Origin of the sequence: Streptomyces peucetius, assembly GCF_025854275.1 — a bacterium.
Taxonomy (GTDB): domain Bacteria; phylum Actinomycetota; class Actinomycetes; order Streptomycetales; family Streptomycetaceae; genus Streptomyces; species Streptomyces peucetius_A.
In genome coordinates this window covers 4,584,363-4,603,025 of sequence record NZ_CP107567.1, presented here as the reverse complement: position 1 = coordinate 4,603,025, position 18,663 = coordinate 4,584,363, and the positions used below count along the sequence as shown (strand labels likewise).

Here is an 18,663-nt window from a genome sequence, read left to right as displayed (position 1 = left end):
TTACAGCTTCATCAGGCTGGCGTCGTCGACCGAGGCCGAGTGGCGGGAACGGAACAGCGACACGATGATCGCGAGCCCCACCACGACCTCGGCGGCGGCGACGACCATCGTGAAGAACGCGATGATCTGGCCGTCGAGATTGCCGTGCATGCGGGAGAAGGCGACGAACGCGAGGTTGCAGGCGTTGAGCATCAGCTCGATGCACATGAACACCACGATCGCGTTCCGCCGGATCAGGACTCCTGCCGCGCCGATGGTGAACAGCAGGGCGGCCAGATAGAGGTAGTTGACCGGATTCACCGCTTGGCCTCCTGTCCGTCCCGGTCGTGCTCGTTCCCGTCGTGCTCGTCCCGGTCACGTCCGAGGCGCTCCTCGGAGCGCTGCTCCAGCGCCTTGAGGTCGTTCAGCGCCTCGGTGGAGACGTCCCGGATCTGCCCGCGGGCGCGCAGTGTCCGGTTGACTGTCAGCTCGGACGGGGTGCCGTCCGGGAGCAGACCGGCGATGTCCACCGCGTTGTGCCGGGCGTAGACACCGGGGGCGGGCAGCGGCGGGAGGTGCTTGCCCTCCCGTACGCGCTGCTCGGACAGTTCGCGCTGGGTCATGGCGCGCTCGGTGCGCTCCCGGTGGGTGAGCACCATCGCGCCGACGGCGGCGGTGATCAGCAGCGCGCCGGTGATCTCGAAGGCGAAGACGTACTTGGTGAAGATGAGTGCGGCGAGACCCTCGACGTTCCCGCCGTGCGCGGAGTTGGCGGCGCCCAGTCCGTTGAAGTTCTTCAGCGAGGCGTTGCCGATGCCGGCGATCAGCAGGATGCCGAAACCGAGTCCGCAGGCGACGGCCAGCCAGCGCTGGCCCTTCAGCGTCTCCTTGAGGGAGTCGGCGGCCGTGACGCCGACGAGCATCACGACGAAGAGGAACAGCATCATGATCGCGCCGGTGTAGACGACGATCTGGACGACACCGAGGAAGTACGCGCCGTTGGCCAGGTAGAACACCGCGAGGATGATCATGGTCCCGGCCAGGCAGAGGGCGCTGTGCACGGCCCGCTTCATCAGGATGGTGCAGAGCGCCCCGATGACGGCGATGGTGCCGAGCACCCAGAACTGGACGGCCTCGCCCGTGGAGGTGACGGTGGCGGCGAGGATGCTCATGCGCCGATCACCTTCTTCGACGCGGGCTCGTCCTCGCCGAAGGTCGACTCGCCTTCCTGGACCTTCTCGTCCTTGGAGACCGCGGCCTGCTGGACCGTGCCCGGCGCGGCCTCCGTGACCAGGCCACGGTAGTAGTCCTGCTCGTCCATGCCGGGGTAGATGGCGTGCGGCGAGTCGACCATGCCCTCTTCCAGACCGGCGAGCAGCTGCTCCTTGGTGAAGATGAGGTTGGCCCGGCTGGTGTCGGCCAGTTCGAACTCGTTGGTCATGGTCAGCGCGCGGGTCGGGCACGCCTCGATGCACAGTCCGCAGAAGATGCAGCGGGCGTAGTTGATCTGGTAGACGCGGCCGTACCGCTCGCCCGGGGAGTAGCGCTCCTCCTCGGTGTTGTCCGCGCCCTCCACGTAGATCGCGTCCGCGGGGCAGGCCCAGGCGCACAGCTCGCAACCGACGCACTTCTCGAGCCCGTCCGGATGGCGGTTGAGCTGGTGCCGGCCGTGGAAGCGCGGCGCCGTGACCTTCTCCTGCTCCGGATACTGCTCGGTCAGCCGCTTCTTGAACATGGCCTTGAAGGTCACGCCGAAGCCGGCAACCGGATTCTGGAACGTGCTCTCGGATTCCTCAGACACCGTCAGCCTCCTTTCCGTCCCGAGGTTCATCACTGTCAGTATTGGGCCCGCCACTGACAATCAGTTCGCGCTCCTGCCGGGACCGCCTGCGCGGGACGGGAGGCAACTCCTGTCCGGGCAGCGGCGGTACGGGGAAACCGCCGGCCATCGGGTCGAAGGCGGGCGGCGCCGGCCTGGCCGCCTCCTCCGCCTTCTCCTTCTTGCCGCGGAAGACGTCGGCGACGAACGAGAGCAGCAGCACCGCGATCACCGCGCCGCCGACGTACAGCACGATCTGCTGGAAGTCGTAGTTCTCGTTGCGCAGCGCGCGCACGGTCGCCACCAGCATCAGCCAGACCACGGAGACCGGGATGAGGACCTTCCAGCCGAGCTTCATCAGCTGGTCGTAGCGGACGCGGGGCAGTGTGCCGCGCAGCCAGATGAAGAAGAACAGCAGCAGCTGGACCTTGAGGACGAACCAGAGCATCGGCCACCAGCCGTGGTTCGCGCCCTCCCAGAAGGTGGAGACCGGGTACGGGGCCCGCCAGCCGCCCAGGAAGAGGGTGACCGAGACGGCGGCGACGGTGACCATGTTGACGTACTCGGCCAGCATGAACATCGCGAACTTGATGGAGCTGTACTCGGTGTTGAAGCCGCCGACCAGGTCACCCTCGGACTCCGGCATGTCCAGCGGGGCGCGGTTCGTCTCGCCGACCATCGTGACGACGTAGATGATGAACGAGACCGGCAGCAGGACGACGAACCAGCGGTCCGCCTGCGCCTCCACGATCGCCGAGGTCGACATCGACCCGGAGTAGAGGAAGACCGAGGCGAAGGCCGCGCCCATCGCGATCTCGTAGGAGATCATCTGCGCGCAGGCGCGCAGACCGCCGAGCAGCGGGTACGTCGAGCCGGAGGACCAGCCGGCGAGCACGATGCCGTAGATGCCGACGGAGGCGACCGCGAGGATGTAGAGCATCGCGATCGGCAGGTCGGTGAGCTGCATCGTGGTGCGCTGGCCGAAGATCGAGATCTCGTTGCCCGCCGGGCCGAAGGGGATCACGGCGATCGCCATGAAGGCCGGGATCGCCGCGACGATCGGCGCGAGGATGTAGACGGCCTTGTCCGCCCGCTTGACGATCACGTCTTCCTTCAGCATCAGCTTGATGCCGTCGGCGAGCGACTGCAGCAGGCCCCACGGGCCGTGCCGGTTGGGGCCGATGCGCAGCTGCATCCAGGCGACGACCTTGCGCTCCCACACGATGGAGAAGAGCACGGTCACCATCAGGAAGGCGAAGCAGAAGACGGCCTTGATGACGACGAGCCACCACGGGTCGCGTCCGAACATCGACAGGTCCTCGAGTGCGAGGACGCTGCGCTGCGCTTCTGCGACATGAGCCAGCGTGGTCATGCGCGCACCTCCGGTGCGGGGGTGGCCGGAGCGGTGTCCGGCAGGCCGGCAGGGGTCGGGGACCCGGCCGCCGGCACGGCGCCGCGCATACGCGCGGCCACCGGCCGGCCGAGGTCACGGGCGGTCATGACTGCACCTCCGGGGCGGCCTCGGCGGCGGGCGCGATGCGGACGAGCTCACCGGGGCGGGCGCCCGTGTCCGCGGTGACACCGCCGCCCACCGAGTTCATCGGCAGCCACACGACCCGGTCGGGCATGTCGCCGACCTGGAGCGGCAGCCGCACGGAGCCGGCCGGTCCGGAGACCTCCAGCTCGTCGCCGTCCTTGACGCCCGTCTCCGCGGCGGTGGCCGCCGAGAGCCGGGCGACCGCGGCGTGCCGGGTACCGGCGAGCGCCTCGTCGCCCTGCTGCAGCAGGCCCTGGTCGAGCAGGAGCCGGTGACCGGCGAGGACCGCCTCGCCCTCCCCGGCCCGGGGCAGCGGGTGGGCGCTCTCCAGCGGCTCGGTGGCCCGCGGGCCGTCCCAGCGGCCGAGCCGGTCCAGTTCGGTGCGTACCGACTTGAGGTCCGGCAGCCCGAAGGGCACGTCGAGGGTGTCGGCGAGCATGTGCAGCACCCGTGCGTCCGTCGGCGCGAGGCGGCGGGTCATGTGGTCCGGCTTCAGCGCCGCCTCGAACATCCGGGCCCGGCCCTCCCAGTTGAGGAAGGTGCCCGGCTTCTCCGCGACGGCCGCGACCGGGAGGACGACGTCCGCCCGCTCGGTCACCTCGCTCGGCCGCAGCTCCAGCGAGACCAGGAAGCCGACCGCGTCGAGCGCCTCACGGGCCCGCGCCGGGTCGGGCAGGTCCGCGACCTCGACTCCCGCGACGAGCAGCGCGCCCAGTTCGCCGGTGGCCGCCGCCTCCACGATCTGGCCGGTGTCGCGGCCGTACCGCAGCGGAAGTTCGCGTACGCGCCAGACCTCCGCGGTCTCCTCACGGGCCCGCGGGTCGGTCGCCGGACGGCCGCCCGGCAGCAGCGACGGCAGCGCACCCGCCTCCACGGCGCCGCGCTCACCGGCGCGGCGCGGGATCCACACCAGCTGCGCGCCGGTGGCGGTCGCCGCGCGTGCGGCGGCGGTGAGGCCGCCGGGCACGGCGGCGAGCCGCTCGCCGACCACGATCACCGCTCCCTCGGCGCGCAGCGCCTGAGCCGCCTCGGCGCCGTCCCCTTCGAGGCCGGTGCCGGAGGCCAGGGCGTCCAGCCAGTCGGTCTCGGTGCCGGGCGCGGCGGGCAGCAGCGTGCCGCCCGCCTTGGCGAGCCCGCGGGTGGCGTGCGTGGCGAGGGAGAAGGTGCGCTGCCCGTGCTTGCGGTTGGCCTTGCGCAGCCGCAGGAAGACGCCGGGGGCCTCCTCCTCCGACTCGAACCCGGCGAGCAGCACCGCCGGGGCCTTCTCCAGCGCCGTGTACGTGACTCCGGTGCCGGACAGGTCCCTGCCCTGTCCCGCGACCCGCGCCGCGAGGAAGTCGGCCTCCTCGGCGGAGTGCACGCGGGCCCGGAAGTCGATGTCGTTGGTGTCGAGTGCGACGCGGGCGAACTTGGCGTACGCGTAGGCGTCCTCGACGGTCAGCCGGCCGCCGGTCAGGACACCGGTGCGGCCCCTGACGAGGCCGCGGGCCGCCGCCTCCAGTGCCTCGGGCCAGCTCGCCGGCTCCAGCACGCCCTGCTCGTTACGGACCAGGGGCGTGGTGAGCCGGTCCCGCTGCTGGGCGTAGCGGAAGCCGAAGCGCCCCTTGTCGCACAGCCACTCCTCGTTGACCTCCGGGTCCTCGGCGGCCATGCGCCGCATGACCTTGCCGCGGCGGTGGTCGGTGCGGGTCGCGCAGCCGCCCGCGCAGTGCTCGCAGACGGACGGCGAGGAGATGAGGTCGAACGGGCGGGAGCGGAACCGGTAGGCGGCGGAGGTGAGCGCGCCCACCGGGCAGATCTGGATGGTGTTGCCGGAGAAGTACGACTCGAACGGGTCGCCCTCGCCGGTGCCCACCTGCTGCAGCGCGCCGCGCTCCAGCAGTTCGATCATCGGGTCGCCCGCGATCTGGTTGGAGAAGCGGGTGCAGCGCGCGCACAGCACGCACCGCTCGCGGTCGAGCAGCACCTGGGTGGAGACCGGGACCGGCTTCTCGAAGGTCCGCTTCTTCCCCTCGAAGCGGGAGTCGGCCTGGCCGTGCGAGACGGCCTGGTTCTGCAGCGGGCACTCTCCGCCCTTGTCGCAGACCGGGCAGTCCAGCGGATGGTTGATCAGCAGCAGCTCCATCACGCCCTTCTGCGCCTTCTCGGCGACGGGCGAGGTGAGCTGCGACTTGACGACCATTCCGTCGGTGCAGGTGATGGTGCAGGAGGCCATCGGCTTGCGCTGGCCCTCCACCTCGACGATGCACTGGCGGCAGGCGCCGGCGGGGTCGAGGAGCGGGTGGTCGCAGAAGCGCGGGATCTCGATCCCGAGCATCTCCGCGGCGCGGATGACCAGGGTTCCCTTGGGTACGGAGATCTCGATGCCGTCGATGGTCAGCGAGACGAGGTCCTCGGGCGGGACCGCGGCGTTACCACCCGCGGCGGCGGAACCGGACGTGGTGACGGTCATGCCCGCACCTCCCCGCGACGCGGGGCGGCCTGCGCGGCTTCGTCCGCGCAGCGGCCTGCGGCGGGGCCGCGGCCGGGATTCGGCGCGTGCGCCACAGTCATGCGGACACCTCCGTGGTGTGTCGGCCGGCCCAGGCCGTCGACCTGGCGGGGTCGAAGGGGCAGCCCTTGCCGGTGATGTGCTGCTCGTACTCGTCGCGGAAGTACTTGAGCGAGGAGAAGATCGGCGACGCGGCGCCGTCGCCGAGGGCGCAGAACGACTTGCCGTTGATGTTGTCGGCGATGTCGTTCAGCTTGTCGAGGTCGGACATGAGGCCCTTGCCCGCCTCGATGTCGCGCAGCAACTGGACGAGCCAGTACGTGCCTTCGCGGCACGGTGTGCACTTGCCGCAGGACTCGTGGGCGTAGAACTCGGTCCAGCGGGTGACGGCCCGCACCACGCAGGTCGTCTCGTCGAAGCACTGGAGCGCCTTGGTGCCGAGCATCGAACCGGCCGCGCCGACGCCTTCGTAGTCCAGCGGGACGTCGAGGTGCTCGTCGGTGAACATCGGGGTCGAGGAGCCGCCGGGCGTCCAGAACTTCAGCCGGTGGCCGGGGCGCATGCCACCGCTCATGTCGAGCAGCTGGCGCAGGGTGATGCCGAGCGGCGCCTCGTACTGGCCGGGGCTCGCGACGTGGCCGCTGAGCGAGTACAGCGTGAAGCCCGGGGACTTCTCGCTGCCCATGGACCTGAACCAGTCCTTGCCCTTGTTGAGGATCGCGGGAACCGACGCGATGGACTCGACGTTGTTCACCACAGTGGGGCAGGCGTACAGGCCGGCGACCGCGGGGAAGGGGGGCCGCAGCCGGGGCTGGCCGCGGCGGCCTTCCAGGGAGTCCAGCAGCGCGGTCTCCTCACCGCAGATGTACGCGCCCGCCCCGGCGTGCACGGTGACTTCGAGGTCGAGGCCGCTGCCGAGGATGTCCTTGCCGAGGAATCCCGCCTCGTACGCCTCGCGCACGGCCTCGTGCAGCCGCCGCAGTACGGGGACGACCTCGCCGCGCAGATAGATGAAGGCGTGGCTGGAGCGGATCGCGTAGCAGGCGATCACGATTCCCTCGATGAGGGAGTGCGGATTGGCGAAGAGAAGGGGGATGTCCTTGCAGGTGCCGGGCTCCGACTCGTCGGCGTTGACGACGAGGTAGTGCGGCTTGCCGTCGCCCTGCGGAATGAACTGCCACTTCATGCCGGTGGGAAAGCCCGCGCCGCCCCGGCCGCGCAGACCGGAGTCCTTGACGTAGGCGATCAGGTCGTCGGGCGACATGGCGAGCGCCTTGCGCAGGCCCTCGTAGCCCTCGTGCCTGCGGTAGGTCGCCAGCGTCCATGACTCCGGTTCGTCCCAGAAGGCCGACAGCACCGGGGAGAGGAGCTTCTCGGGGCTGCCCTCTCCGCCGACCTCCGGCCGGGAGCCGCCGCCGTACTCGGTGGACAAGGTCATCACTCCCCCTCCTCGGCCACAGGTCCGGCCGGGTTGTCCGGGTCGGATGCCGAAGTCTTCTGCGGTGCGTCGTGGGAGCTGAGGTGCTCCGAGCCGGGCTGGGGGCGGTCGTGCGGCGCCTCGCCCCGCGGGTGGACCACCCGCGCGGGGGCGGCCTCGCCCTTGGCCAGCCGCAGACCGATCAGCGACGCCGGTCCCGCGCCGCCGGTCGCCTCGACCGCGCCGGGGCGCTCGTCGGGGAAGCCGGCCAGGATGCGGGCGGTCTCCTTGTACGTGCACAGGGGCGCGCCGCGGGTGGGACTGACCGGCTCGCCGGCGCGCAGGTCGTCGACGAGTTGCTTCGCCGACTCCGGCGTCTGGTTGTCGAAGAACTCCCAGTTGACCATCACCACGGGCGCGAAGTCGCAGGCCGCGTTGCACTCGATGTGCTCGAGCGTGACCTTGCCGTCCTCGGTCGTCTCGTTGTTGCCCACCCCGAGGTGCTCCTTGAGCTCCTCGAAGATCGCGTCGCCGCCCATCACCGCGCACAGCGTGTTGGTGCAGACGCCGACCTGGTACTCACCGGACGGCTTGCGCCGGTACATGGTGTAGAAGGTGGCGACCGCGGTGACCTCGGCGGTGGTGAGGTCGAGCATCTCGGCGCAGAACCGCATGCCCGTGCGGGACACATGGCCCTCTTCCGACTGCACGAGGTGCAGCAGCGGCAGCAGGGCGGACCGGCTGCCGGGGTAGCGGGCGATGATCTTCTTCGCGTCCGCCTCCAGCCTCGCGCGCACATCGGCCGGGTAGTCGGGCGCCGGCAGTTGCGGCATGCCCAGCGATACGTCCGTCATCGGTCGACGCCTCCCATCACGGGGTCGATGGACGCGACGGCGACGATGACGTCGGCGACCTGGCCGCCCTCGCACATGGCCGCCATGGCCTGCAGATTGGTGAACGACGGGTCGCGGAAGTGGACCCGGAAGGGCCGGGTGCCGCCGTCGGAGACGACGTGCACGCCGAGCTCGCCCTTGGGTGATTCGACCGCGGCGTACGCCTGCCCGGCCGGTACCCGGAAGCCCTCGGTCACCAGCTTGAAGTGGTGGATCAGGGCCTCCATGGAGGTGCCCATGATCTTCTTGATGTGGTCGAGCGAGTTGCCGAGGCCGTCGGGGCCGAGCGCGAGCTGCGCGGGCCAGGCGATCTTCTTGTCACCGACCATCACCGGGCCCGGCTCCAGCCGGTCCAGGCACTGTTCGACGATCCGCAGCGACTGCCGCATCTCCTCGAGGCGGATGAGGAAACGGCCGTAGGAGTCACAGGTGTCGGCGGTCGGGACCTCGAAGTCGTAGGTCTCGTAGCCGCAGTACGGGTCGGTCTTGCGCAGGTCGTGGGCGAGGCCCGTGGAGCGCAGGATCGGTCCGGTCGCGCCGAGCGCCATGCAACCGGTCAGATCCAGGTGGCCGACGTTCTGCATACGGGCCTTGAAGATCGGGTTGCCGGTGGCGAGCTTGTCGTACTCCGGCAGATTCTTCTTGAGCGTCTTCACGAGCTCGCGGAGCTGGTCGACCGCGCCGGGGGGCAGGTCCTGGGCGAGTCCGCCGGGCCTGATGTACGCGTGGTTCATCCGCAGGCCGGTGATCAGCTCGTAGACGTCGAGAATGAGTTCACGATCACGGAATCCGTAGATCATGATCGTGGTGGCTCCCAGCTCCATGCCGCCGGTGGCGATGGCGACCAGATGGGAGGAGAGCCGGTTGAGCTCCATCAGCAGCACGCGGACGACCGACGCCCGGTCGGGGATCTGGTCGTCGATGCCGAGCAGCCGCTCCACGGCGAGGCAGTACGCCGTCTCGTTGAAGAACGGCGTCAGGTAATCCATGCGCGTGACGAAGGTGGTGCCCTGCGTCCAGGTCCGGTACTCGAGGTTCTTCTCGATGCCGGTGTGGAGGTAGCCGATGCCGCAGCGGGCCTCGGTGACGGTCTCCCCGTCGATCTCCAGGATCAGCCGGAGCACACCGTGCGTGGAGGGGTGCTGCGGGCCCATGTTGACGACGATCCGCTCGTCGTCGGCCTTGGCCGCGGACTGGACGACCTCGTCCCAGTCGCCACCGGTGACCGTGTAGACCGGGCCCTCGGTGGTTTCGCGTGCGCTTGCAGACGGTGTAGTCACGAGTACGACCTCCGCTGGTCCGGAGCCGGGATCTGGGCGCCCTTGTACTCGACGGCGATGCCGCCGAGGGAAACGTCCTTGCGCTGCGGGAAGCCCTGCCAGTCGTCCGGCATCATGATCCGGGTGAGGGCGGGGTGGCCGTCGAAGACGAGCCCGAAGAAGTCGTAGGTCTCGCGCTCGTGCCAGTCGTTGGTGGGATAGACCGGCACCAGGGACGGGACGTGCGGGTCGCTGTCCGGGGCGGCGACCTCGAGCCGGATCAGCCGGCCGTGGGTGAGCGAGCGCAGGTGGTAGACGGCGTGCAGCTCGCGGCCCTTGTCCTCGGGGTAGTGCACCCCGCTCACGCCGGTGCAGAGCTCGAAGCGCAGCGCCGGGTCGTCCCTCAGGGTCCTCGCCACCCGCACCAGGTGTTCGCGCGCGATGTGGAAGGTGAGTTCACCGCGGTCGACGACGGTCTTCTCGATGGCGTTCTCGGGCGCCAGGCCCTGCTCCTCGAGCGCGCCCTCGAGTTCGTCGGCCACCTCGTCGAAATAGCCGCCGTACGGGCGGGAGGCCGGGCCCGGCATCCGTACGGAGCGTACGAGCCCGCCGTAACCGGACGTGTCCCCTCCGTTGTTGGCGCCGAACATGCCGCGCTGGACGCGGATCTCCTCACCGTGTTCGCCACGCTGGCCGGGAAGGTTCTGCTCCGAGAGCTCCTTCTCCGGGTTCGGCTGGTCACTCATCGTGTCCCCCTGGTGCTTCTCCGCCCGCGCTGGGGGCGCCACCCGCCGAAGGCAGGGGGAGCAGAGGCGCGGCTTTCGTGTCCGTCCGCGGCCCGGCGGCCGCCCCGCCGCGGCAGCGGCTGATGTAACGGCCGTCGCTCACCGCAGCAGCCCCTTCATCTCGATCGTCGGGAGCGCCTTGAGGGCCGCCTCCTCCGCCTCGCGGGCGGCTTCCTCCGCGTTCACGCCGAGCTTGGAGGTCTGGATCTTCTGGTGGAGCTTGAGAATCGCGTCCAGCAGCATCTCGGGGCGGGGAGGACAGCCCGGCAAATAGATGTCGACAGGGACAATATGATCAACGCCCTGCACAATCGCGTAATTGTTGAACATTCCGCCCGATGACGCGCAAACACCCATGGAGATGACCCACTTGGGGTTGGGCATCTGGTCGTAGACCTGGCGCAGGACGGGCGCCATCTTCTGGCTCACCCGGCCGGCCACGATCATCAGGTCGGCCTGGCGCGGCGAACCGCGGAAGACCTCCATGCCGAAGCGCGCCAGGTCGTACCGGCCGGCGCCGGTCGTCATCATCTCGATGGCGCAGCAGGCCAGGCCGAAGGTCGCAGGGAAGACGGATGACTTGCGCACCCAGCCCGCGGCCTGTTCGACGGTGGTCAGCAGGAAACCGCTCGGCAGCTTCTCTTCGAGTCCCATGGTGTGCCCCTCAGCCCCTCAGTCCCATTCCAGACCGCCACGCCGCCACACATACGCGTAGGCGACGAAGACGGTGAGCACGAAGAGCAGCATCTCCACGAGCCCGAAGATCCCCAGGGCGTCGAAGGTGACGGCCCAGGGATAGAGGAAGACGATCTCGATGTCGAAAATGATGAAGAGCATCGCCGTCAGGTAGTACTTGATCGGGAAGCGCCCGCCTCCGGCGGGCGTAGGAGTCGGTTCGATGCCGCACTCGTACGCTTCGAGCTTTGCCCGGTTGTACCGCTTGGGGCCGATAAGCGTGGCCATGACCACGGAGAAGATCGCAAACCCTGCCCCGAGGGCGCCGAGCACAAGGATGGGCGCGTAAGCATTCACCCTCCTCGCTCCTTCCAGTCGTCCTTGACCGTTGGACCGCACCGGGCAACCGCCTCGCCGCCCCGCAGGTGACACCCGACTTCCGAAGATCGCGACCGAGGATCGCGCTCGAAGATCGTGTACATGTGAGGCAGTTCACAAGCCCGACTGCCCCGCATCCTATGCCTGTCGGTCTGTGATCTGCGACACGGGGTCGGCCATGGAGTTTGTGATCTCCACCACCCGACGAAGGATCATGAAGTCGGATGAGCGGTGATCTTCATACGCGAAGCGCTCGACCGATCACGAGCTGTGACATTGAGCGGCGTCTTCGCTGGTCGGAGCCGGTGCGCCCTATCAAGGGGTGGCGAGTGCACGCAAATTGGAGATGGACCGCATCGGGTGATATTGGACGGCGGGTCACCCGGCAGTGGCACCGGCTGGATCGCAGTGGACGCGGACGCCGCTCCACGGGCTTCCGATCGCGACGGCGTTGACCATTCTGTGACCTGCGCCACTCACTCAAGAGTTCAACAAAAGCGGGGCTTGGCCATGGACGTAAAGGGGTGGTAAGCCACCGGCAATTCGGACCTTTTACGGAAAGCCCATGATCACAGCCCTGATCATCCTTGCCCGTTTTGCCCGTTACGGCGTCAATAAGGGTCCATGCGGAGCGGATTCAGAGGTTCCGGTCGTAACTGTGGCGCAACACACGTTTCTTGAAGGGAACCGCGAAGCCCTGATAGCGGTTGTACTCATGTCCCACACCGCTCACATACCCAGCCACCGGAAGCCCCGCCGCAGCGCCTCGAAAATGGCGATACGGGCCGGAGTTGCCGGTGGCTTCCTCAGCACCATCGCGGTGGCCGGTGCTGCCGGACCGGCGAACGCCGAGCCGGTGACCGAGACCATCGAGATGCCCCTTCTCACCGCCGACGCCGTCGCCGGGGTCACCCAGGCCGCCGAGGCCACCCAGCAGGTCGCCCTCGACCTCGAGCTCCAGGCGCAGTTGCAGGCCCAGGAGGACGCCGCCGCGGCCAAGGCCGCGAAGGCCGCCGAGAAGGCCAAGGCCGAGGCGGACCGCGAGGCCGAGGCCAAGAAGAAGAAGGAAGAGGAAGAGGCGAGGAAGCGCGCGGAGGCCGCCCGGGAGCGCGCGTCCCGCGACTCCGACCGCACCTCCCTCTCCGCCTACAGCTCCGCCGGCAGCACCGCCACGGGCAGCGCCGCGACGGTGGTCGCCTTCCTCAAGGCCCAGCTCGGCGACGCGTACATCATGGGTGCCACCGGCCCCAACGCCTGGGACTGCTCCAGCCTGGTCCAGGCCGCCTACCGCACCGTCGGCATCGACCTCCCGCGCGTCTCGCAGGACCAGTCGGTCGCGGGCACCCAGGTCGGCACGTCCAACCTCCAGGTCGGCGACATCCTCTACTGGGGCGGCGCCGGCTCGGCATACCACACGGGTGTCTACATCGGCGACGGCCAGTACCTGGACGCCGCGAACCCCAGCAAGGGCGTCGTCATCCAGGACCTGTCGGGCTACCCGGCGAGCGGCGCGGTCCGCGTCCTATGACGTTCGCTCAGCGGCTGACGCGCGCCTGAAGCGCCGAGGTTGCTTCGAAGCGCCCTGAGGCGCATGGAAGGGCCGTCGCTCCCTCGGGGGAGCGGCGGCCCTTCGCGTCGCATCCGCGGGCAGCCGCCCGCCCCGGCCTCCGGCGCGTGGCCTCACGGTCGAGGACGGCCCTAGCGGGTGCTGCCGGCGGGCTCCGGTTCCTGGCCACCGGACGGCCGCAGCCGCCGCCCGGAAAGGCCGGAGAGGCCGGAAAGGCCCAGGGTGAGCAGCGCCAGGAGACCGACGGCCGAATGGCGCCGCTCGGTGCCCCTGAAGCCCCTCGATTCCGGGTGACGCCACCCGAAGACCCTGGCCGGGCGGCCCCTCGCGCGGGCCCAGGGCCGCGCCGGGCCCCGCCGAGCACGAGCGGCGGTGCGCTCCGCGCCCAGGCGGGCGGGGCCGTCCGTGGATAGCATCCGAGAGGGGCAGCCCACGGATGGCACCAGGGAGACCGTCATGCAGGACAGACCCGTATCCCGGCTGACAACGAACCGCTCACGGATCAGCCACAAGGTGCGGTACGCACTGCGGCACCCGCGGCGAGTGGTCCCCTATCTGCGCCGCGCGGGCCGGGACACGTGGCTGCGGCTGCGGCACCGCGGCGGGCACGTCGCGTACTACCGGGCGGTCATGGCGTCGGACACCGCGCGGAGCCCCGAGGCGGCGGTGGGCGGAGGGCCGTCCCACGGCCGCTGGCTCGCCATCGGGCAGATGCAGTTCGACTACCTGCTGGAGCACGGACTGCGGCCGCAGGACCGGCTGCTGGAGATCGGCTGCGGCAACCTGCGTGCCGGATGGCGGTTCATCGACCATCTGGAGCCCGGCCACTACTACGGCATCGACATCTCGCCGGACATCCTCATCGAGGCGAAGAAGACCCTCGTCCACTACGGCCTCCAGCACAAAATGCCGTATCTCACCCCCGTGGAGGATCTGAGGCTCGACTTCCTCCCCGACGCGTCCTTCACGGTCGTCCACGCGCACAGCGTCTTCTCGCACTCGCCGCTGGAGGTCATCGACGAGTGCCTCACGCACATCGGGCGGGTGCTGGCGCCCGGCGGCTTCTTCGACTTCACCTTCGACCGCACCGAGACACGTGAGCACCAGGTCCTGGGCGAGGACTTCTACTACCGCACGGAGACCCTGACCCGGCTGGCCGCGCGGCACGGTCTCGTCGCCCGGTTCATGGACGACTGGGAGCGGCTGCCGCACGGTCAGTCGAAACTCCGCGTCACCCACGCCGTGCCCTGAGCCCGAGCCCACCGGCAGACACGAGCACACCAAGGACACCGGAAAACGCCCTCCTGCCGGTCGAGGGCTTCGACGGGCCCGAGGCCGGGCATGCATGCCCGCGGACCTGTCACGAGAGCCCGGGAGACCGCCGAATGCCCTCCACCGCGTACCGCCTCGGCGCCGTCTTGTGTGCGACCGTGCTGGGGCCGCTGGTGGCCGGGTGCGGGGGCGGGGGTGCCGACGACTCGGCCAAGCCCTCGGCGATTCCCGCCCCGCCCGGCACCTCGGCGGCGCCGGCCCCCTCCGCTCCCCCGTCATCCTCGGCCTCGTCCGGCCCGGCGCTGCCGGAGGCCGCCGACGGCACGGACCTGAGGGCCTGCGCGGACAGCCGCTGCGAGGTGGAGGTACGGGCGGGGGACAAGATCACCTTCGTCGGTGACAGCTCCCGTCTCAAAAGCTTCACCGTGGTCCGCATCGCCGGCGACACCCTGACGCACAAGGCGGCCGGTCCCCCGGGATACAGCTTCAGCGGCAGCATGTCCGCCTCGGGCACCTCGGTCGTCAACGGCCTGAAGGTCAAGATCGTGGCGGTCGTGGGCGACCGGGCCGTCGTCAACCTGTCCTGAGCCGGCCGGCCCTGTGCCGTACCCCCCGTCCCCGACCGCCCGCCGCAGGCACGCCCCGGCACGCGCAGCTCAGGCGCGAGAGGGGCGGAACTGCTCGATCACCCGCCCGTAGCTGTCCCGGCCGTGCCCGGACGCGACCGTCTTCGCCATCAGGTCCCGGTGCAGTTCCGGCAGTCGTGTGTCGATGCCGCGGGCGCGGGACGCCTCCAGCAGATGGTGCACCGCGGCGAGCTGGACGTCGACCGTGGCGTCGTCGCCGGGGTAGTGCCCGGTGTCGATCTGCGGCGCGTAGGTGTCCATGAAACCGCCGACCGCCGTCAGCCAGCGGATCGCCGTCGGGGCGAAGGCCTTCGCGGGCACGCCGTCCGCGCCGACGAGCGCCGTGGCGTGCAGCCAGCCCGCGAACACGGACCACATCAGACCGAGCAGCCCCGTGTCGTACAGCGCGGCGAGACCGGCGTCCTCCCCGAGACCGAGCGGGTCGCCGAGCACCGCCAGGGTCTCGCGGTGCTCGGCGAACACCGCCGGGGAGCCGCTGCAGAGGATCATGCTCGCCGGGTCGCCGATGCCCGGCGGCGTGGTCATGATGGCGCCGTCGAGGTAGGCGAAGCCGTGTTCCCCTGCCCATTCGGCGCTCTCCCGCGCCTGCTCGGGGGAGCCGGACGTGAGATTGACCAGAGTGCGCCCGGTCAGTGACGCCACGACCGGGTCGAGGAGTTCGCGGACCGTCGCGTAGTCGAGGACGCAGACCACGACGACGTCGCTCGCCACGACGGCCTCCGCGACCGAGTCCGCCCGGAGCGCGCCCTGCTCCACCAGGGCGGCCGCCTTGCCGGTCGTACGGTTCCAGACCGTGGTGGTCCGGCCGGCCGTCAGGAACGCGCGGGCGAGCGCCGAGCCCATTTGCCCGAGCCCGATCACGGACACCGGTCGGGTGGAACCGGGGACGGACGAGGATGATTCATGAGACATGAGAAGTTGCTCCGCTTTCGTGCCGTTGGGAGTTCCAGCCTCGCAACCCGTGGGCCCGCCCGACAGCGGCAGAACTGACCACCTGCGCAAAAATCCTGCCGTAGGGTCAGAAGCATGAGCAGGTCACCCGGTCCGCGTCCAGGGGCGGGCCCGGGCGTCGTCGCGATCGCCGTCGTCCCCGGTGCCGGCGTAGGACTCACGCTGTGGGACATGTACGAACTGGCCATCGCCTGCGCGGTGTTCGGCATCGCACAGCCCGACCTCGCCGACCCCTGGTACGAGCTCCGCCTCTGCGGGGACACCACCGGCCCGGACTCCGCCGGCGGCGTGTTCGGGATCCGTACGACGCACGGGCTGGACGGTCTCGTCGGCGCCGACACCGTGATCGTGCCCTCGGTGCCCGAGGCCTGCGTGGTCGGGGACGAACCGGTGCCGGAGCCCCTGGTCGACGCGCTGCGCTCCGCCGCCGCGTCCGGGTCGCGGATGGTCTCCCTGTGCGCCGGGGCGTTCGCGCTGGCCGCCGCCGGACTCCTCGACGGGCGGCGGGCCACCGCGCACTGGCAGCACACCGGCGAACTCGCCTCCCGGCACCCCGAGGTGATCGTCGACGACTCGGTCCTCTACACCGACGAGGACCGCATCCTGACCAGCGCGGGCGCGACGGCCGCCCTGGACCTCTGCCTGCATCTCGTACGCCAGGACCTGGGCGCCCGCGTCGCGGGCCAGGTGGCCCGCCGGCTCGTCGTGCCGGTTCATCGCAGCGGCGGCCAGGCACAGTTCATCGAGCACGCGATGCCAAAGACCGCCGACGACGGCATCGGGCCCGTACTCCAGTGGGCGTCCCGGCACCTGGACCGGCCGCTCACCGTTGCCGGGCTGGCGCGGCGCGCCGGGATGAGCCCACGCACCTTCCACCGCCGGCTGCAGGCCGCGACCGGGACCACACCGCTGCGCTGGCTGCTCACCCAGCGGCTGGCACTGGCTCAATCCCTGCTGGAGACCACCGAGCTGCCCGTGGAGGTCGTGGGCGAACGCTGCGGGCTGGGCAGCGCGGCGAATCTGCGCCACCACTTCACCCGCACGCTCAGGATCTCCCCCAGCGACTACCGCCGCGCCTTCGCCCCGCCCGCCTTGACGGGCAAGCGGCGCTGACGAGGGCCGGGATGCGTCAGGCGGCCGGTGGGCCGTCGTGCAGGATGCGCTGGAAGAGACGGTGGTCGCGCCACCGGCCGTCGATGTGGAGGTACCGCGGCGCCAGGCCGATGGGCTCGAAGCCGCACTTCTCCAGCACCCGCTGCGAGCGCACGTTGTCCACCAGGGCCGACGCCTCGATCCGGTGCAGGCCCAGCTCGTCGGCCGCGAGGCAGCACACCGCCGCCACCGCCGCCGTCGCGAGCCCCCTGCCCTGCTGGTCACCAGCCGTCCAGTAGCCGAGGGAGGCGCTGCGGAAGGGTCCGCGGACGACGCCGGAGAGGGTGATCGTGCCGACGACGCGCCCGTCGCCGGCCACCAGCAGCCACGGCACCAGGCGTCCTGCCTCGTACTCGCCCAGCCGCTCGGCGAGACGGCGCGACTGGCCCCCGACGGTGAAGAACTCGTCGGGGCGGCGCGGCTCCCAGGGCGCGAGGTGGTCCCGGTTGTCCACGTACGCCGCAGTCAGCGCCGGCGCGTCGAGGGCGGTCGCCGGGCGCAGGCGGACGCCGCCGGGGAGCTCGGCCGGCGTCATGCCTTCGGGGCGACCTTGGACAGGCCGTTGATGATGCGGTCCATCGCGTCGCCGCCCGTCGGGTCGGTCAGGTTGGCCAGCATCTTCAGGGTGAACCTCATCAGCAGCGGGTGCGTCAGACCGCGCTGCGTCGCGATCTTCATGACCTTCGGGTTGCCGATCAGCTTCACGAACGCGCGGCCCAGCGTGTAGTAACCGCCGTAGGTGTCCTTGAGGACCTTCGGGTAGCGCTGCAGGGCCAGTTCGCGCTGGGCCGGGGTGCGCCGGGCCTGGGCCTGGACGATGACCTCGGCCGCGATCTGGCCGGACTCCATCGCGTACGCGATGCCCTCGCCGTTGAACGGGTTGACCAGGCCGCCCGCGTCGCCGACCAGCAGCAGTCCGCGCGTGTAGTGCGGCTGGCGGTTGAACGCCATCGGCAGGGCCGCCCCGCGGATCGGGCCGGTCATGTTCTCCTCGGTGTAGCCCCAGTCCTCGGGCATCGAGGCGCACCAGGCCTTGAGGACCTCGCGCCAGTCCAGCTCCTTGAACGACGCCGACGTGTTGAGGACGCCGAGGCCGACGTTGGACGTGCCGTCGCCCATGCCGAAGATCCAGCCGTAGCCCGGCAGCAGCCGGTCCTCGCCCGGACCGCGCCGGTCCCACAGCTCCAGCCACGATTCGAGGTAGTCGTCGTCGTGACGCGGCGAGGTGAAGTACGTGCGGACCGCGACGCCCATCGGGCGGTCCTCACGGCGGTGCAGGCCCATGGCGAGCGAGATCCGCGAGGAGTTGCCGTCGGCGGCGACGACGAGCGGGGCGCGGAAGGTGACCGGTGTCTTCTCCTCGCCCAGCTTGGCCTGCACACCGGTGATCCGGCCGGTGCGGTCGTCGATGACGGGCGCGGCGACGTTGCACCGCTCGTACAGCCGCGCGCCCGCCTTCTGGGCCTGGCGGGCCAGTTGCTCGTCGAAGTCGTCGCGCTTGCGGACGAGACCGTAGTCCGGGTACGAGGCGAGATCCGGCCAGTCGAGCTGGAGCCGCACACCGCCGCCGATGATCCGCAGCCCCTTGTTCCGCAGCCAGCCGGCCTCTTCCGAGATGTCGATGCCCATGGACACCAGCTGCTTGGTCGCGCGCGGTGTGAGGCCGTCGCCGCAGACCTTCTCGCGCGGGAACGCGGTCTTCTCCAGCAGCAGTACGTCCAGTCCGGCCCTGGCCAGGTGGTACGCGGTCGTGGAACCGGCCGGGCCTGCCCCGACGACGATCACATCGGCAGTGTGCTCGGTGAGGGCTTCGGTCACGGCGGCTTCTCCCGAAGATTCGA

At 70.3% G+C, this 18,663-nt stretch carries 19 protein-coding genes; 4 read left to right on the top strand and 15 right to left on the bottom strand.

All coding sequences use genetic code 11. From position 1 onward, the window contains the following. The 12 genes from nuoK to OGH68_RS21210 all read right to left on the bottom strand — a co-directional run bounded on the left by nuoK (window position 1) and on the right by OGH68_RS21210 (window position 11,212). Window positions 1-300 carry an NADH-quinone oxidoreductase subunit NuoK gene (gene nuoK, locus OGH68_RS21265; protein ID WP_100108534.1) on the bottom strand — a complete coding sequence of 100 codons (300 nt, stop codon included), beginning with the start codon at window positions 298-300 and terminating at the stop codon, window positions 1-3. Then, window positions 297-1,151 carry an NADH-quinone oxidoreductase subunit J gene (locus OGH68_RS21260; RefSeq protein WP_264246313.1) on the bottom strand — a complete coding sequence of 285 codons (855 nt, stop codon included), beginning with the start codon at window positions 1,149-1,151 and terminating at the stop codon, window positions 297-299. Before OGH68_RS21260 ends, nuoK begins: the two co-directional genes overlap by 4 nt. Next, entirely contained in the window at window positions 1,148-1,810 is a 663-nt protein-coding gene (gene nuoI, locus OGH68_RS21255; RefSeq protein ID WP_264246311.1) for an NADH-quinone oxidoreductase subunit NuoI, read from the bottom strand. The genes OGH68_RS21260 and nuoI overlap by 4 nt, the downstream gene beginning before the upstream one ends. Continuing rightward, window positions 1,773-3,170, bottom strand: a complete 1,398-nt coding sequence (nuoH, locus tag OGH68_RS21250) for an NADH-quinone oxidoreductase subunit NuoH (protein ID WP_264246309.1) — start codon at window positions 3,168-3,170, stop codon at window positions 1,773-1,775. The genes nuoI and nuoH overlap by 38 nt, the downstream gene beginning before the upstream one ends. Continuing rightward, window positions 3,167-3,298, bottom strand: coding sequence for a hypothetical protein (locus tag OGH68_RS21245; protein WP_264246306.1), 132 nt, complete (start codon window positions 3,296-3,298; stop codon window positions 3,167-3,169). The genes nuoH and OGH68_RS21245 overlap by 4 nt, the downstream gene beginning before the upstream one ends. Further along, complete coding sequence (locus tag OGH68_RS21240) at window positions 3,295-5,787, bottom strand: NADH-quinone oxidoreductase subunit G (RefSeq protein ID WP_264246304.1); 2,493 nt, start codon at window positions 5,785-5,787, stop codon at window positions 3,295-3,297. The genes OGH68_RS21245 and OGH68_RS21240 overlap by 4 nt, the downstream gene beginning before the upstream one ends. A 97-nt stretch (window positions 5,788-5,884) precedes the next feature. Then, complete coding sequence (nuoF, locus tag OGH68_RS21235) at window positions 5,885-7,264, bottom strand: NADH-quinone oxidoreductase subunit NuoF (RefSeq protein ID WP_264246302.1); 1,380 nt, start codon at window positions 7,262-7,264, stop codon at window positions 5,885-5,887. Next, window positions 7,264-8,076, bottom strand: coding sequence for an NADH-quinone oxidoreductase subunit NuoE (gene nuoE / locus OGH68_RS21230; RefSeq protein WP_264250202.1), 813 nt, complete (start codon window positions 8,074-8,076; stop codon window positions 7,264-7,266). Before nuoE ends, nuoF begins: the two co-directional genes overlap by 1 nt. Window positions 8,077-8,093: 17 nt before the next feature. Then, window positions 8,094-9,416 carry an NADH-quinone oxidoreductase subunit D gene (locus OGH68_RS21225; protein ID WP_264246300.1) on the bottom strand — a complete coding sequence of 441 codons (1,323 nt, stop codon included), beginning with the start codon at window positions 9,414-9,416 and terminating at the stop codon, window positions 8,094-8,096. Beyond that, the gene (locus OGH68_RS21220; RefSeq protein WP_264246299.1) at window positions 9,413-10,141 is read right to left on the bottom strand and encodes an NADH-quinone oxidoreductase subunit C; all 729 of its coding nucleotides are present in this window, start codon (window positions 10,139-10,141) and stop codon (window positions 9,413-9,415) included. Before OGH68_RS21220 ends, OGH68_RS21225 begins: the two co-directional genes overlap by 4 nt. A gap of 138 nt (window positions 10,142-10,279) precedes the next feature. Further along, entirely contained in the window at window positions 10,280-10,834 is a 555-nt protein-coding gene (locus OGH68_RS21215) for a NuoB/complex I 20 kDa subunit family protein (RefSeq protein ID WP_264246297.1), read from the bottom strand. Between the two features lie 18 nt (window positions 10,835-10,852). Beyond that, window positions 10,853-11,212 carry an NADH-quinone oxidoreductase subunit A gene (locus tag OGH68_RS21210; protein WP_003974383.1) on the bottom strand — a complete coding sequence of 120 codons (360 nt, stop codon included), beginning with the start codon at window positions 11,210-11,212 and terminating at the stop codon, window positions 10,853-10,855. A 736-nt stretch (window positions 11,213-11,948) separates the two neighbouring features. On the opposite strand from OGH68_RS21210, the gene OGH68_RS21205 reads away from it, so the two are divergent. The 3 genes from OGH68_RS21205 (at window position 11,949) to OGH68_RS21195 (ending at window position 14,659) form a co-directional block, all read left to right on the top strand. After that, the gene (locus tag OGH68_RS21205) at window positions 11,949-12,761 is read left to right on the top strand and encodes a C40 family peptidase (protein ID WP_264246294.1); all 813 of its coding nucleotides are present in this window, start codon (window positions 11,949-11,951) and stop codon (window positions 12,759-12,761) included. Window positions 12,762-13,256: 495 nt separating this feature from the next. Continuing rightward, window positions 13,257-14,051: a class I SAM-dependent methyltransferase gene (locus OGH68_RS21200; RefSeq protein WP_264246293.1), complete on the top strand. Its 795-nt coding sequence runs from the start codon at window positions 13,257-13,259 to the stop codon at window positions 14,049-14,051. Between the two features lie 134 nt (window positions 14,052-14,185). Beyond that, window positions 14,186-14,659: a hypothetical protein gene (locus OGH68_RS21195; protein ID WP_264246290.1), complete on the top strand. Its 474-nt coding sequence runs from the start codon at window positions 14,186-14,188 to the stop codon at window positions 14,657-14,659. 69 nt (window positions 14,660-14,728) lie between these two features. Here OGH68_RS21195 and OGH68_RS21190 read toward each other — a convergent pair whose 3' ends face one another. Then, window positions 14,729-15,631 carry an NAD(P)-dependent oxidoreductase gene (locus OGH68_RS21190; protein ID WP_264246289.1) on the bottom strand — a complete coding sequence of 301 codons (903 nt, stop codon included), beginning with the start codon at window positions 15,629-15,631 and terminating at the stop codon, window positions 14,729-14,731. Between the two features lie 114 nt (window positions 15,632-15,745). Here OGH68_RS21190 and OGH68_RS21185 point away from each other — a divergent pair, with 114 nt between their 5' ends. After that, a complete protein-coding gene (locus tag OGH68_RS21185) occupies window positions 15,746-16,783 on the top strand; it encodes a helix-turn-helix domain-containing protein (RefSeq protein WP_264246286.1) in 1,038 nt (345 codons plus the stop codon). Between the two features lie 16 nt (window positions 16,784-16,799). Here the strand turns inward: OGH68_RS21185 and OGH68_RS21180 are convergent, their stop codons facing one another. Both OGH68_RS21180 and OGH68_RS21175 read right to left on the bottom strand, forming a co-directional pair. After that, entirely contained in the window at window positions 16,800-17,357 is a 558-nt protein-coding gene (locus OGH68_RS21180; RefSeq protein ID WP_264246284.1) for a GNAT family N-acetyltransferase, read from the bottom strand. Beyond that, on the bottom strand, window positions 17,354-18,640 hold the full coding sequence (locus tag OGH68_RS21175) for a geranylgeranyl reductase family protein (RefSeq protein WP_264246283.1): 1,287 nt from the start codon (window positions 18,638-18,640) through the stop codon (window positions 17,354-17,356). Before OGH68_RS21175 ends, OGH68_RS21180 begins: the two co-directional genes overlap by 4 nt. Between the last annotated feature and the right edge of the window lie 23 nt (window positions 18,641-18,663).